This window comes from Dyella sp. Tek66A03 (genome assembly GCF_052567735.1).
Genome location: NZ_CP199584.1, coordinates 854,193 through 868,916, shown reverse-complemented (window position 1 = coordinate 868,916; position 14,724 = coordinate 854,193). Strand labels below are relative to the sequence as shown.

Annotated in this window: 10 protein-coding genes and 1 pseudogene; 6 read left to right on the top strand and 5 right to left on the bottom strand. The window is 64.7% G+C overall.

Features of this window, described 5'->3' with window-relative positions; translation table 11 throughout:
• Window positions 1–6 precede the first annotated feature (6 nt).
• The 3 genes and pseudogenes from ACT01B_RS03805 to ACT01B_RS03795 form a co-directional block, all read right to left on the bottom strand.
• A pseudogene (locus ACT01B_RS03805) lies at window positions 7–478 on the bottom strand (hotdog fold domain-containing protein).
• Window positions 479–535: 57 nt separating this feature from the next.
• Window positions 536–3,007 carry an acyl-CoA dehydrogenase gene (locus ACT01B_RS03800; RefSeq protein WP_445146057.1) on the bottom strand — a complete coding sequence of 824 codons (2,472 nt, stop codon included), beginning with the start codon at window positions 3,005–3,007 and terminating at the stop codon, window positions 536–538.
• Between the two features lie 53 nt (window positions 3,008–3,060).
• Window positions 3,061–3,951, bottom strand: coding sequence for an alpha/beta fold hydrolase (locus tag ACT01B_RS03795; RefSeq protein ID WP_445147419.1), 891 nt, complete (start codon window positions 3,949–3,951; stop codon window positions 3,061–3,063).
• Between the two features lie 122 nt (window positions 3,952–4,073).
• On the opposite strand from ACT01B_RS03795, the gene ACT01B_RS03790 reads away from it, so the two are divergent.
• The 5 genes from ACT01B_RS03790 to ACT01B_RS03770 all read left to right on the top strand — a co-directional run bounded on the left by ACT01B_RS03790 (window position 4,074) and on the right by ACT01B_RS03770 (window position 8,710).
• Entirely contained in the window at window positions 4,074–4,652 is a 579-nt protein-coding gene (locus ACT01B_RS03790; RefSeq protein WP_445146056.1) for a TetR/AcrR family transcriptional regulator, read from the top strand.
• Between the two features lie 243 nt (window positions 4,653–4,895).
• Window positions 4,896–6,677, top strand: a complete 1,782-nt coding sequence (locus ACT01B_RS03785; RefSeq protein WP_445146055.1) for a phosphoenolpyruvate carboxykinase (GTP) — start codon at window positions 4,896–4,898, stop codon at window positions 6,675–6,677.
• A 129-nt stretch (window positions 6,678–6,806) separates the two neighbouring features.
• Window positions 6,807–7,355 (top strand): RNA polymerase sigma factor, encoded by a 549-nt coding sequence (locus ACT01B_RS03780; RefSeq protein ID WP_445146054.1) that lies wholly within the window; start codon window positions 6,807–6,809, stop codon window positions 7,353–7,355.
• Window positions 7,352–7,789 (top strand): hypothetical protein, encoded by a 438-nt coding sequence (locus ACT01B_RS03775; RefSeq protein WP_445146053.1) that lies wholly within the window; start codon window positions 7,352–7,354, stop codon window positions 7,787–7,789. Before ACT01B_RS03780 ends, ACT01B_RS03775 begins: the two co-directional genes overlap by 4 nt.
• An 18-nt stretch (window positions 7,790–7,807) precedes the next feature.
• Complete coding sequence (locus tag ACT01B_RS03770) at window positions 7,808–8,710, top strand: DUF4097 family beta strand repeat-containing protein (protein ID WP_445146052.1); 903 nt, start codon at window positions 7,808–7,810, stop codon at window positions 8,708–8,710.
• Between the two features lie 120 nt (window positions 8,711–8,830).
• On the opposite strand, the gene ACT01B_RS03765 is transcribed toward ACT01B_RS03770, so the two are convergent.
• Window positions 8,831–9,748, bottom strand: a complete 918-nt coding sequence (locus tag ACT01B_RS03765) for a hypothetical protein (RefSeq protein WP_445146051.1) — start codon at window positions 9,746–9,748, stop codon at window positions 8,831–8,833.
• A 363-nt stretch (window positions 9,749–10,111) separates the two neighbouring features.
• On the opposite strand from ACT01B_RS03765, the gene ACT01B_RS03760 reads away from it, so the two are divergent.
• On the top strand, window positions 10,112–12,949 hold the full coding sequence (locus ACT01B_RS03760; RefSeq protein WP_445146050.1) for an EAL domain-containing protein: 2,838 nt from the start codon (window positions 10,112–10,114) through the stop codon (window positions 12,947–12,949).
• A gap of 768 nt (window positions 12,950–13,717) precedes the next feature.
• Here ACT01B_RS03760 and hslO read toward each other — a convergent pair.
• Window positions 13,718–14,578 (bottom strand): Hsp33 family molecular chaperone HslO, encoded by an 861-nt coding sequence (gene hslO / locus ACT01B_RS03755; RefSeq protein WP_445147418.1) that lies wholly within the window; start codon window positions 14,576–14,578, stop codon window positions 13,718–13,720.
• Window positions 14,579–14,724: the final 146 nt, after the last annotated feature.

The following is a 14,724-nucleotide window of genomic DNA, read 5'->3' as shown; positions in this document are numbered from 1 at the left end:
GGACGCTCAGCGCTGGCTGCGCGGCGATACCCACATATCGATACGCGCACGAAAGACCTCGTTGCCCTCGCCGTCGCGAATGCTGACATGCGCCGGCCATGCGTAGCCGCTGGCCGCTTCGGTCGCGGCAAACTCGGGAGTGGCCATAGCATGCATGCGGCCCTTCGCCTTCGCCACGTACTCGACTGTCATGCCCTTGGGAATCCAGCGCATGCTGGCGGGGATGGTTACGTCGGTCATCATGCCGGCGCTGAGCTCGGCCGCATTGCACAGCGCGATCGCGTGTACGGTGCCGATATGGTTGTGCACACGACGGCGGTCACGGATGGTCACCTCACAGCGACCCGGCTCCAGCGTCACAAAAACGTGGCGCGATGGTCGCGAAGTAAGGTGCCTTGAAACAGATGAGCCGGGCATACAGCCAGCGCCCACCCGGCAGGAAAACCAGTCGACGATAGAGTGACAACGCCGGACTCATGGCAAATCTCCCGCATGAGCGGAGCCTGAGGCTCCGCCCTTTCCGTATGACGAGGGCTCAGGCCGCGTCGGCCAGCTTCTTCTTGAGATCCGCGCGGGTCACCGCCGCGCGCAGTTCGGACGGATCGAAGTCATCCACGGAGATGAACTCGAAGACCCGTTCGCGCACGCGCTTGAGCAATTCGAACTCGGCCGCGCTGATCACGCCCGCCTGCATGGCCTCCCCCAGTTGGCCGTTGTAGTCGTGCGACTTGAACTGGCCTGCCTTCTGCGCCTTACCGAACTTGCGCTCCACCGGCTCGGCCGCAATCACATCCGGCAGCAGCGCATTCATGCGACCGATGGTGTTATTCGCGGTCGGCGTGAGATAGGTCCATTCGGTGAGTCGATCGCGCGCCTCGCCTGGCGCCGTGATCAGGGCGGCCACGCGGCGGCCCAGACGATCAGAGGGCGGCACTTCACGGCGACCCAGCGGAAACACCAGCGCGCGCAACAACCACGACACTGGACGCACCGGGAAGTTGCGGATCGCGCCATCCAGCGCCATCTGCATGCGCCACACGCACTCGTGGAACGCCCAGGCCAGCAACGGACGATCCGCCTCCGGACGACCGGTATCCTCGTAGCTCTTGAGCATGGCACTGGCGATGTAGAGGTAGCTCAGCACGTCGCCAAGACGGGCCGACAGCTTTTCCTTGAACTTCAGCTTGCCGCCAAGCACACCCATGAAGACGTCGGCGCACAGTGCCAACGCCGCGGAATAGCGGTTGAGCTTGCGGTAGTAACGGCGCGTATAGGCATCGCCGGCGGTGTCGCCGAAGCGCGAGCCGGTGAGCCCGAGGGTAAAGCTGCGCACCGCATTGGAAATGCCGAAGCCGATATGGCCGAACAGCGCGCGGTCGAACGTCTTCAGGCGATCGCCGTAGTCGGCGATCGCCAGCGCCTGCATTTCCTTGAGCACATAAGGATGGCAACGGATCGCACCCTGGCCGAAGATCATCAGGCTGCGCGTCATGATGTTCGCGCCTTCCACCGTGATGGCGATCGGCACGCCCTGCCAGGAGCGGCCGGCGTAGTTTTTCGGACCCAGCTGCACGGCCTTGCCGCCGTGCACGTCCATCGCATCACCGGCCACGACGCGGCCCCATTCGGTGGCGTGGTACTTGGCGATGGCCGAGGGCACGGCTGGCTTTTCACCACGATCGACCGCCGCTGCGGTCGCGCGCGACAGCGCCGCCGTGGCGTAGGTCAGGCCGCCAATACGGGCGAGCGCCTCTTCCACGCCCTCGAAGCGCGCGACCGACAGGCCGAACTGCTTGCGCATGCGCGCATACGCGCCGGTGGCAGCTACCGCGGCGCGCACACCGCCGGTTGCATTGGATGGCAGCGAGATCGCGCGACCCACCGACAAGCATTCCACCAGCATGCGCCAGCCGTGACCGGCCATGTGCGGGCCACCGATCAGCACCGACATCGGCACAAACACGTCCTTGCCGTGTAGCGGTCCGTTCTGGAACGGCACGTTCAGCGGAAAGTGGCGACGACCGATCTCCAGGCCCGGCGTCGAACGCGGCAGCAGTGCCAGCGTGATGCCCAGGTCTTCCTTGTCGCCCAACAAGTGCTCGGGGTCATACAGGCGGAAAGCCAGGCCGACGACCGTGGCGATAGGCGCCAGCGTGATGTAGCGCTTATCGAAGGTGAGCTTCATGCCCAGCGTTTCGACGCCATCGACCACTTGCTTGCAGACAATGCCGTAGTCGGTGAGCGAGGTGGCATCCGAACCCGCATAGGGGCCGGTGAGCGCAAAGCAGGGGATTTCCTCACCGATCGCCAGGCGCGGCAGATAGTGGTTCTTCTGCTCGTCGCTGCCGTAGTGCAGCAGCAGCTCGGCGGGCCCAAGCGAGTTGGGCACGGCGACGGTCGAGGCCACGGTGGCGGACATCGTTGCCAGCTTCTGCAGCACGGCAGAATGCGCCAGCGCGGAGAAGCCCAGGCCGTTGTACTGCTTCGGAATGATCATGCCGAAGAACTTGTGCTTCTTGACGAAGGCCCACACGTCCGGCGGCAGGTCGGCCAGCTCGTGGGTGATCTGCCAGTCGTCGATCATGCCGCACAACTGTTCCACCGGGCCGTCCATGAAGGCCTGCTCTTCCACGCTCAGCTCGGGCTTGGGCTGATTGAGCAGCTCGTGCCAGTCCGGCTTGCCGGAGAACAATTCGCCCTCGAAACCGACGGTGCCGGCTTCCAGCGCGGTTTGCTCGGTTTCGGAGAGCTTGGGCGTCACCTGGGCAAATAGCTTCAGCAGCGGTGCGCTGATCTGCTTGCGACGAAAGCCATCCATCAGCAAGGGTACGGCGATCGCCAGTTCGATCAGCAACAGGATGAACATCGTCCAGGTGGCGCCAGCCATCAGGCCGACCACCACGGTGGCAACCACCGTGGCGATCGCCCAGGTGCGCAGGCTGCTGCGATAGTAGGCACAGGCGCCAGAGGCGATAAGCGCCGCCAGCAGAGTCAGGATCACGGACATCACAACACCTCGTTACGAATGACGACTTGGCGGATCACAGGCATCACGCAGGTTCAAACGGGAACCGCATCGCTGCGGTCCTGGGCGGAAAACTGACCCACGAATCGTGCAATCTCGCGGGTGAATGCATCGTTGGCATCGCCGGCCACCATGTGCGTGGCTCGCGGCAATTCCAGGTGTTCGGCATGCGGTACCAGCTTCAGGAATTCGTCGACGTTGTCGCGCGACACCACATCGCTGCGGCCGCCGGAGAGCAGCAGCACAGGCAGCTGGACTTTCGCCGCCGCGGCCATCAGGCGTGGCTGGTAGCGCTCGCTCTCGCTGATGAGGCCGCCAAGCAGCGCCGGATCCCAATGCCAACGCAAGCGGCCGTCGGCACCTTCGCGCAAGAGCGGACGCAGCTGGTCTTCGGACTTGCGCCCCGCGCGATGCGGCATATACAGCGCGATTTCCTCCGCCGCCTCCGCATAACTGGCGAAGCCATCCGGATGCGCCTGCATGAAGGCGAGAATGCGTTCGACGCCAGCCGTCTCCCAGCGCGGCGTGATATCCACCAGCACCATCGCGCGGAACGCCTGCGGATCGATCTCCCCCGCAATGATCAGGCCCAGCAGGCCGCCCATCGAGGCGCCCACCAGAATGGGCTTGCGCACTTCGGCATGGGCCAGCAGACGCAGATCGCCCACGAACTGTTCCATGTGGTAGTCGCCGCCCGCAAGGCGATCGCTTTCGCCATGACCGCGACTGTCGTAGCTAACGCAACGACAACCCAGCGACGCCAGCGCGGCAGCCGTGCCGTGCCAGGCACCGCGCGTTTGGCCAAAGCCATGGGCGAACAGCACGGTCGGGCTACCCGACGGGTGGCGCACTTCGACCGCCAGGCCGAGGCCGTCGGCGGCAGCGATATGTGTCACGGACGGTTCTAGGCGGGGATGATCGACCATACGCACGAGTATGTAATTGCTTTCCTACCACGTCAATACGCAGTGCAACCAACCCTCCACGGATTCAACCACTTGCAAGGGCGGCGATTTCATAAGCGGCCAACTGGGGCTACCATGCGCGTATGAATGTAAGCGCCAAACCCGAACGTACCCGCCTTTCCGCCGAAGATTGGGAGGACGCCGCACTCAGGCTGATCGCCGATCAAGGTGTAGGCGCCCTGGCCGTCGAGGCCCTGGCCCGCCAGCTCGGGGTAACCAAAGGCAGCTTTTACTGGCATTTCCGCACGCGCGAAGCCCTGCTACAGGCGGCATTGGAGCGCTGGGAGCAATACGGTGAGCGCGAAGTCATCAGCCAGATCGAGGCGATGCCCGATCCGCGCGGGCGCCTGCCGGAACTGTTCCGTCGCGTCGCACATGAGCTGGCGCCGCACCGCGTCTATGCCGCCCTGCTGAAGGCTCTCGATCATCCGCAGGTGGTGCCGGTGATGGCCCGCGTGTCGCAGCGGCGCATGGAGTTCCTCACCACGATTTATCGCGAAGCAGGCCTGCCGCCCGAGGAGGCGCTGAATCGCGCCCGCCTGACCTATGCGGCCTATGTCGGCTTTCTGCAGCTCAATTTCACGCTGGGGCTGCCGCGCATCAGCCACGACGAGTTCGATGCCTACGTCGAGCACATGATCAGGACGCTGACGCCGGGCTAAGAGCCTGTTCACATCGGCTTTGCCAAGCTGCCCACCAACGACAGCGCCGCCCTGCGGCGCTGTCGTTTTTTTGGCTGCCGTCGGGTAGCTCGAGTCACTGCCAGAACCCGCGCTAAACCCTCGGCCTGCCTACGGTTTAGCGAGCAGCAAGCAGGCTTTTTGCTGCACGCCTCCTTGCAATGCCAGTACACGCAAACTACCGTTTCTGCTCTTTTTTGACCTAAGACCAGAGTGAGGAACGTGATGTCGAGCAAGCTGGAAGCACTGCAACGCTGGGTTGATGAAGTGGCGGCGCAGACCCGCCCTGCGCAAATCCATTGGTGCGATGGCTCGGATGCCGAGTACCAGAGCCTGGTGCAGCAGATGCTGCAGACCGGCGACCTGATCGAACTGAACCAGCAGACCCACCCTGGCTGCTATCTGCACCGCTCCAGTCCGTCGGACGTGGCCCGCGTCGAGCACCTGACCTTTGTCTGCACCAAGGACGAGGAAGGCGCCGGCCCGAACAACCACTGGATGGCACCGGCCGACGCGCACGCAAAGATGGATGCGCTGTTCGAAGGCTGCATGGAAGGCCGCACCATGTACGTCATTCCGTACTGCATGGGCCCGATCGACTCGCCGCTCGCCCGCTGCGGCGTCGAGATCACCGACAGCCCGTACGTGGTGGTCAACATGCGCACCATGACGCGCATGGGCGCCGCCGCACAGGCGCGCATCGAGCGTGAAGGAAGCTTCGTGAAGGGCCTCCACTCCACCGGCGAGCTGGACCCGGAGCGCCGTTTCATCATGCATTTCCCGGAGGAGCTGACCATCAAGTCGTATGGCTCCGGCTACGGCGGCAATGCGCTGCTGGGCAAGAAGTGCCACGCCCTGCGCATCGCCAGCTACCAGGCCCAGTCGGAAGGCTGGCTGGCCGAGCACATGCTGATCGTTGGCATCGAGAACCCCAAGGGCGAAACCCACTACGTCGCGGCCGCCTTCCCCTCGGCCTGCGGCAAGACCAACCTGGCCATGCTGATTCCGCCGGAGGGCTACCGCGAGGACGGCTGGAAAGTGTGGACCGTTGGCGACGACATCTGCTGGATGCGCCCCGGCGCCGACGGCCGCCTGTACGCGATCAACCCGGAAGCGGGCTTCTTTGGCGTGGCGCCGGGCACCAGCGAGGCGACCAACCCGAACGCGCTGGCCAGCATCGCCCGCGACACCATCTTCACCAATGTCGCGGTCACCGCCGACAACCAGCCCTGGTGGGAAGGGCTGCCGGGCACGCCGGTTACCGACTGGCAGGGTCGTCCGTACGACCCGGCCAATGGTCCCGCCGCGCATCCGAACTCGCGCTTCACCGTCAGTGCCAAGCAGTGCCCGACGTGGTCACCGCGTGCCGAGGATGCCCAGGGCGTGCCGATCAGCGCCATCGTGTTTGGCGGCCGTCGCCCGTCCCTGGTGCCCTTGGTATTCGAAGCGCGCGACTGGACCCACGGTGTGCTGGTAGGCGCTGCCATGGGCTCGGAAACCACGGCCGCGGCCACTGGCGCCGTCGGCGTGCTGCGTCGCGACTCGATGGCGATGAAGCCGTTCGCCGGCTACCACTATGGCGACTACTTCCGTCACTGGCTGTCGTTCGACCAGGCCGGCACCAAGCTGCCGAAGATCTTCCACGTCAACTGGTTCCGCAAAGGCCAGGACGGCCGCTTCCTGTGGCCGGGCTACGGCGACAACCTGCGCGTACTGGAATGGATGATCGATCGTGTCGAAGGTCGGGCCAGCGGCCAGCAGACCCCGATTGGCACGGTGCCGGCGACGGGCGAACTGAAGCTCGATGGGCTTGACCTCGATCGCCAGACGCTCGATGCGCTGCTGCACGTCGACCAGGCCGGCTGGCAAGCCGAGCTGGCCGACATCGGCGAGTACCTGCGCAGTTTCGGCGAGCGCATGCCGCAGCCATTGCACGCCGAGCAGCAACGCGTCGCCAAGGCGCTCGATGATGCCGCGGTAAGCCCGCGCGCCGCTGCCGCAGGCTGAGCTACGCCGCCCGTCAGCTGCGGCAAGCGGTTGATGGGCGTTTTTGCATACCCTCTTCTAAACCTTGCCACGCAGCGGCGCATCCAAGCTGGCAAGATGATTGCTTCCTGCCCTGCCAACGGAACCGCAATGCCGCCTGCGCCCGCCGCGGATCCTTCCGACATGGATGACGTGCACGCGGCCGCCGCAGGTGACCGGCAGGCATTTCAGCGACTTTATCGCTTGCATGTCGGGCGCGTCTACGGCGCCGTCTACCGGCTCGCCGGTTACGACCACGCCCGCGCGGAAGATCTCACCCAGGACGCCTTCGTGCGCGCCTGGCAGAAGCTCGCCGGCTTTCGCCACGAAAGTGCCTTCGGTACCTGGCTTTATCGCTTGGCGGTCAACGTGGCACTCATGGATATCCGTGCACGCAGTGCCGATCCGGTCAGCATGATGGATGAAGACGACATCCCCGATCGTGGCGAAACGCCGTTTTGCGCGGCTGAACGCGACGAATTGGAACGCGCGATCGGCAAGCTGCCGCCACGCGCGCGCGCCGTGCTGGTCTTGCATGACATTGAAGGATGGCGGCACGAGGACATCGGTGCCGAGCTTGGTATGGCGGTCGGCTCGTCAAAAGCGCAGCTGCATCGCGCACGCGGCCTGCTGCGTAAGGTTTTGGGAGAACGCTCATGAACGAATTCGAATGGCTCCGCCAGACCCGCGCCCTGCGCGAACCGGTGATGCCAAGCCGTGACCTGTGGCCCGAGATCGAAGCCACGCTCGACCCGGCGGACCCTGCCGCGCAACCGATGCGCCAACGAGGCCAGCGACGCCAGGCCTGGCTGCTCGCCGCCAGTTTTGCCGGCCTGTCGCTGTTTGCCGGGAGCATCGCCGTGCATCTGCGTGATCAACCCATGACCACAGCCACCGTAACGACGCCGGACGTGGCGCGCTGGCATCCATCCGATCCGCGCCTGGCCGGCGCTGCCGTGCAACTGGACGCGGCGAGTATGGAACTGCGCCAAGCCATGGAGCAGGCGCCCGATTCACCGGCGTTGCAGCGCTTGCTGTACCGCACCCAGAAACAGCAATCGCAATTGCGTCAGATGGAACACCAGGCTGGTTGAGTCCAGCGGAGCCTTCACATGAAAAGCGCACGCATCATTCCACTCCTGCTCAGCCTGTCGATTGGCCAGGCGCTGGCCGATACGCCCATCAATCTCAGCCATGACGCCATCCCCACCGTCCACGTCAGCATCGGCAACGTCAAGGGAGCGGTCACCGTCACTGCATGGGACCGCGACCAGGTGCAGGTCGGTGGTCATCTTGGCGATGGCGCCAAGCCAGTGACCATTGAAGGCAGCAACAGCGACCTGACCATCAAGGTGCAGGCGCAGGGAAAATCCGGCTGGCTCAACTGGAACAGCGATACCTCGATGAGCGGTACCACCCTCGACGTGCGCGTGCCCAAGGGGGCGTCGCTGGACGTGGACGTGGTGAGCGCGCCGATCAGCATCGACGGCATCGACGGCGGCAAGATCAAGATCAACGCCGTCAGCGGCAAGGCGCGCGTGAATGCCCGCACGCCCTCCGCCGAAGTGGACAGTGTCAGCGGCAACATCGAACTGGCCGGCCACGCCGATCGGGTCTCACTGCAAACGGTCAGCGGCGACATCCTCGCACCCAGCGTCGGCAATAACGCGGAATTGCAGACGGTGTCGGGGCGCATTCGCGTCAGCGGTGGCCCGTGGCAGAAGCTCAACCTCAGCACGGTTTCCGGCGACGTGCAGCTCGCCGGCGGCCTCGCGACGAGCGGCACGCTCGACGTCGACAGCATGAGTGGCGACGTGCAACTGCAGATACCCGCCAACACCTCGGCAGCCATTCATGCCAACACCTTCAGCGGCGACCTGCGCAGCGATTTCGGCACGGTGAAGAAAGCCGAACACGGGCCCGGGAGTGCGCTCCAGACCACCCTCGGTTCGGGCAGCGGCAAGATCGCCATCGAGACGTTCAGCGGTGACTTGCGCATCCGTCAGCAAGATTGAGCACGCGCCGCAAACGCAACGGGGCTGCATGGCGTCATGTCATGCGGCCCTTGGCTTGATAGGTGTGGAACCACGAGCTGGATGCTGCGCCATGACAGCGCGAACCACGGCAACGGACGGTTATAGGTCCTGGTGATACTGCACGTACGGGGTGCGCGACTGGTCAGGCTCAGGGCCGGTCGGCGTGTTGATCGCATTGCCCGACGACCACACGTTCTGCGCACCGATGCTCAATTGACCCTGCCAGGGCAGACGCCAGGTCACGCCCAGGTCGATGCTGCTCCAGCGACGATCCGGGCTATACGCCGCGCCTGGCATCGCCGTATCAGGCTGCATGACGCGACCGACGATGCTGCCGCTCAGCGGGCCGCGATCGACACCGAAGCTCACCGCTTTCTGATCCAGCGTACTGACGCCCATCAGGTTGCCCGGCAGCAGGCGCACGCGCCCGACACTGGCACCGAGGTCGATGCCGCTCTTGCTATCCAACGCCAGTCGACCACGCGCATTGACCTGCGTGCTGCTATCGAAACCGGACAAGCCGTTGACGCCAGGGATGGCGCCCGGCAGCAGACGCGGAAGCGTGGCGCCATTGGGAATCGTGTCGGAACCCACGCTCAGACCCAGGCTGTAGCGGCCGGCGTCGTACGTAGCACCGACTTCCGTGCCGATGATGCGCGGCGCCTGATTGTTGGCCCAGTTGTGCTCGGTCACGCCAGCGTGCGCCTGCAGATTCGGGCCCAGGCCATACTGCACCTGGCTCGACAGCACCGTGGCGGCGTCCACTGCACGAAACTGCAGCGGCGCATCCGCGCGCTGAGCCGCCGCCAAGGTGTCATTGTCCGCCTTGAGGGCCAGCCAGCGACCATCGGCGCCGCGCCACAGCGGCACCGTCGCGCCGGGGCCGAACTGGGCCACCTGGTCGGGCTGCTGCATGAGCATCTGCCCCGCCATGTCGTAGGGATCATTGGCCGCAGACTGTCCTGCCGCGATAAACGGCATGAGCAGCAAGGGCAATGACAACAACCAACGGCGCATGGACGCGAGTCCCCCGGCGATACGGATGAACGGGATGGGTCGCCCCCTCCCAGAGACGATCGGGCATCAAGATATCACGTTTTACTTTTTGCTAACACCTCATATGCACCCAAAAGGTGTGACGGAACCTGCGGAATCACCATTTTTTGACATCGAGCCTACGAAAGGGTTCCTTACGACCGGGTCCGGGGCGACTCCAACGCCTGCGAGCCGCCGTTCATATGCTTCGCTGGGCAACAAAGCTGAATGGAGGCGATATATAGTCCGCCTCGTCACCATGCGCGAATTCGCCTGCGACCGATGACTTCGGCTTCTACCAGCAACACACTCGTGCCATGGCCCGCTGACGGAAACGTTGCTGCCATGCATGCGGCCGTGGAGCGGCTGTTCCGCGCTTCCGACGCCGCCAGCGTGCTCGAGATTTGCGAAGCCATGCTGGGCGAACTCGGCATCGGCGGGCGTCTGCACTGGCGCCTGATCGGTGACGAACCCTCCGCCAGCGACGGCACCACCCCACTGGATCTGGCCGAAGATCCGCAGGGGCTGCGCACCCTGGTGCTGGAGTTGCCCGATGCCGTCACGCCGGACTCGCTGTACGACCATCTGGCCTGGCTCGGCCGACTGTCGGCGTCCCGACTGCGCCAGCTGGCCGAAACGTCGCGGCTGTATGAGGCCATTTCGCGACTCGCGTTAGCCGAGCGGCTGCAGCGCGCGCTCTATGCCATCGCCGACCAGGCGAGCGCCGAGCACAACATGACCGAGATGATGCATTCGCTGCACGCCATTCTCGGCAGCCTGATGTATGCGGAAAACTTTTATATCGCGCTGTACGACGCAGCCACCGACAGCGTGCGCTTCCCGTACTACGTCGACACCATGGACAAGGAGCCGCCCTCGCCCGACGAGAGCGTGCCGCTGCAGGAGATGCGTCACAGCCTGACCTGGAACCTGTTGCAATGCGGCCAGGCAATCATGGGTTCGGTGGCCGAACTGACCCAGCAGTTCCAGGGCCGCTTCGTGCTCCTGGGCCCGGTATGCGAGCACTGGTTGGGCGTGCCCTTGCTGCGCGAGGGCCGCGTCGTGGGTGGCATCGTGATGCAAAGCTATCGCGAGGACACGCATTACACCCAGCACGACCGCGAGCTGCTCAGCTACGTGGCCAAGCATGTGCAGACCGCACTGGAGCGTCGCGAAGCGCACGAAGAGCTGGAACGACGCGTCTCCAGCCGCACGGCCGCGCTGCGCGAGGCCAACCGCGTGCTGCGCCAACAGGTGCTGCAGCGCCAGCGTGGCGAGCGGCTGCAGGCGGCGCTGTTTCGCATTGCCGAACTGGCCAATGCCTCGGAAAGCCTGGACAACTTCTACGCCGCCGTCCATCGCGTGATCGGCGGCCTGCTGTATGCGCGCAATTTCTATATTGCGCTGCTGGACGAAGAGCAGAAGACGCTCAGCTTTCCCTACTCCGTCGACGAATTCGACACGATTCGCCTGCCGCGCGCGCACGGCCGTGGCGTGACCGAGTACGTGTTGCGCCATGCCAAGCCGCTGCTGGCCGACCCGGAGGAATTCGAACGCCTGTCGCGCCTGGGTGAACTCACCCATCGGGGTTCGCGCTCGGTCTGCTGGCTTGGCGTGCCCCTGGTCTGGGGTGACCGCGCCATGGGCGTGCTGGCCGTACAGAGCTACTCGCCCGAGCACACCTACGATGTGCGCGACCAAGAGTTGCTGACCTTCGTCGGCTACCATGTGGCCAATGCCCTGCAACGCAAGCACACCACCGAATCGCTGAAGCAGGCCTATGCGAGCCTTGAGCGCCGGGTGACCGAGCGCACTCGCGCGCTGGCGCTCGCCAATCGCGACCTGCGCGAGCAGATCGCCGAGCGCGAGCGGGTCGAGCGCCGCCTGAAGTACGAAACGCTGCACGACTCGCTGACCGGCCTGCCCAACCGTACCCTCCTGCTCCAGCGCATGGAACAGGCGCTGCAGCGCTACCACAGCGATACGCAGGAACTGTTCGCCATCCTCTTTATCGACCTGGACCGCTTCAAGGTCATCAACGACTCGGTGGGCCACCTGGTGGGCGACGACCTGCTGTTCCAGGTCGGTGGACGCATCCGCGCCTGCCTGAAAACGCGCGACGTGGTGGCACGCCTGGGTGGTGACGAATTCGCCGTGCTGGCCGAAGGCATCACCGATCCGAAGATGGCACTGCTGATTGCCGAGCGCATTATCGACGAGTTGCAGACGCCGTTCCGTCTCGGCGCCAAGGAGATCTTCACCTCGGCCTCGATCGGCATCGCCCTGCCCAGCCCGCATTATCAGCGCCCTGAAGAACTGCTGCGCGACGCCGATGCTGCCATGTACCGCGCCAAGGACGAGGGTCGCCATCGCGCGGCGGTGTTCGACGATCGCCTGCGCCGCGAGGCGCTGTCCCTGCTCGAGATGGAGGGCGACTTGCGCCGTGCCCTGAGCCGCAACGAGTTCGTACCGTTCTACCAGCCCATCGTGGAGCTGAAGACCGGTCGTACTGTGGGCTACGAAGCGCTGCTGCGCTGGCGCCATCCCGACCGTGGCCTGCTTACGCCGGGCGACTTCCTCGCCGTGGCCGAAGAGAGCGGCTGCGCGGAAAGTATCGACTGGCAGATTTTCGAACAGGTATGCACGCAGGCCGAGGCACTGGCGGGTCCCGATGGATTCGTCAGCATCAACGTCTCGGGCCGCCACTTCCGCTCGCCGGACTTGGATCGCAGCCTGCTCGACCTGATCGCGTCCCATCACCTGCCGCCGCACTGCCTGCGCATCGAAGTCACCGAACGCGCCTTGCTGGAGAACGCCATCCAGGTAAAGCGCATGCTCGACAACCTGCGCTCGCATGGCGTCAGCATTGCGCTCGACGACTTTGGCACCGGCTATTCGTCGTTGAGCTATTTGCACCAGTACCCGATCGAAACGCTGAAGATCGACCGCTCGTTCATCGTGGAACTGCCGCGCGAGGGCGGACACGGCACGGCCGTGGTGCGCGCGATCCAGGCGCTGGCCGACTCGCTGCAGATGCAGGTGATTGCCGAAGGCATCGAGGAAGAAGAGCAGCGCGACGCCCTGTTGCGCATCGGCTGCCGTTACGGCCAGGGCTTTCTGTTCGCCACGCCCAAGATGGCCGAAGTGTGGCTGCAGCGCGAACACCATTTCGCGCTGCCCTAAGAAGCTGTTCCATACCACTAGCTGGCCCGAGCAGGGATCTGTTTGCGCACAGGCCGAGGAAGAATGAGGGCATTTCAACCGCCTGCCGACGCGCTTTGCTCCTTCTCCCCTCCGGGGAGAAGGTTGGGATGAGGGGCGGGTGTTCGCGATTGGGCGACAACTGGGCCCTATGGCCAGCTTGCCGCCTACGCAGCGGGCGTTTCGATCGCCTGCCGGCGCTCGAGTCACTTTTCTTTTGCTGGCCCAAAAGAAAAGTAACCCAAAGAAAATGGCCTGAAGAGCTCATAGCATGGCGCGGGACACGAGCCTGAAGGGCATCGCCAGGCGGAGAAGTTGCGGCCCATGGCGCGAGACAGCCGCTACCCCGCAACGCGCCGGCGCGCAGAGGGCTTAAGGCATGCGCCTTGTGGCCATCTCTCGGTTGAGCAAACGTCTCGACCGTCGGTCAAGCCAGCCTTAAGTCCTCATCGCATCGGCGCGTTGCGGGGTAGCGGCTGTCTCGCGCCATGGGCCGGCAACGATCAGATCATCGCGACCTTCCAACGCTTCTGTCCCACGTAGTGCTGCCAGCTCTAGAGGCCGTTTTCTTTGGGTTACTTTTCTTTTGGGCCAGCAAAAGAAAAGTGACCCGGACCGCGGCAGCGGTTCGGAACGCCCGCTGCGTAAGCGGCACCCTTGCCATAACGCTGAGCTTTAGCGATGTCGCGAGCACCCGCCCCTCATCCCAGCCTTCTCCCCTCCGGGGAGAAGGAGCAGAGCGTGCGATCGCTACTGCGCGGTGGTCGGCGCGCTTGCCGCAGGACTCGCGCTGAGCAGGTGCTCGGCATCGATGCGGTCGAACGTATAGCGCTGGGCGCAAAACTCGCAGATCACTTCGATCTCGCCATCGCGATCCTCCAGGGTGGCTTCGACTTCGTCGCGCCCCAGCGCGCGCAACATCGCTTCCACCCGCTCGCGCGAGCAGCTGCAGCCGAAGGCCAGCGGACGTGGTTCGAACAGACGCACCGATTCCTCGTGATAGAGGCGGTACAGCAGCTGTTCGGGCGCGGTGGTCAACAACTCGGTGTCGCCTAGCGTGGCGGTGAGATGCTGGATGCGCGTCCAGGCGTCTTCATCTTCCACGGCATGGTGACCACCCTCGCCGGGCAGCTTCTGCAGCATCAGGCCCACCGCGTGCTCGCCATCGGCAGCCAGCACGATGCGTGCAGGCAACTGCTCGGACTGGCTGAAATAATTCTCCAGCGCCGAGGACAGGTTCGGATGCTGCAGATCGACCAGGCCCTGGTAACGCTGGCCGCGCTCGGCATGACCGATGGTGATGGCCATGATGGCCTTGGGCAGGGCGGCCAGATCCAGCACTTCCGGCAAGGGATCATTCCAGCGCGCCAGGCCGCGCAGGCGGCCCTGGTCAGTGCATTCGGCAAACAGCATGCGTAGCGCGCCATCGCTCTTCAGCTCGACCGACAGCGCACCATCCAGCTTGATGTTGCCGGTGAGCAGCGCGCTGGCAGCCATGGCCTGGCCAAGCACCGAGTGCAAGGCGGCCGGGTATTCCGCACGGCCCGCTATCTCGCGCCAGGCCGGCCCCAGCTGGACCAGTACGCCGCGCACGCCGGCGCGCTCGAGCATGAAGCGGTGCAGCACATCTTCGACAAGCACGGTTTCCACGGATAGACCTCCCAAGAACAATCTCAGTAGGTGGGGGCAGTGCCGCGGCAGCTCAACGGCCGCTGATCCAGGCGGTCAGGCTGCCACCTGTCGGCACTTATACTGCT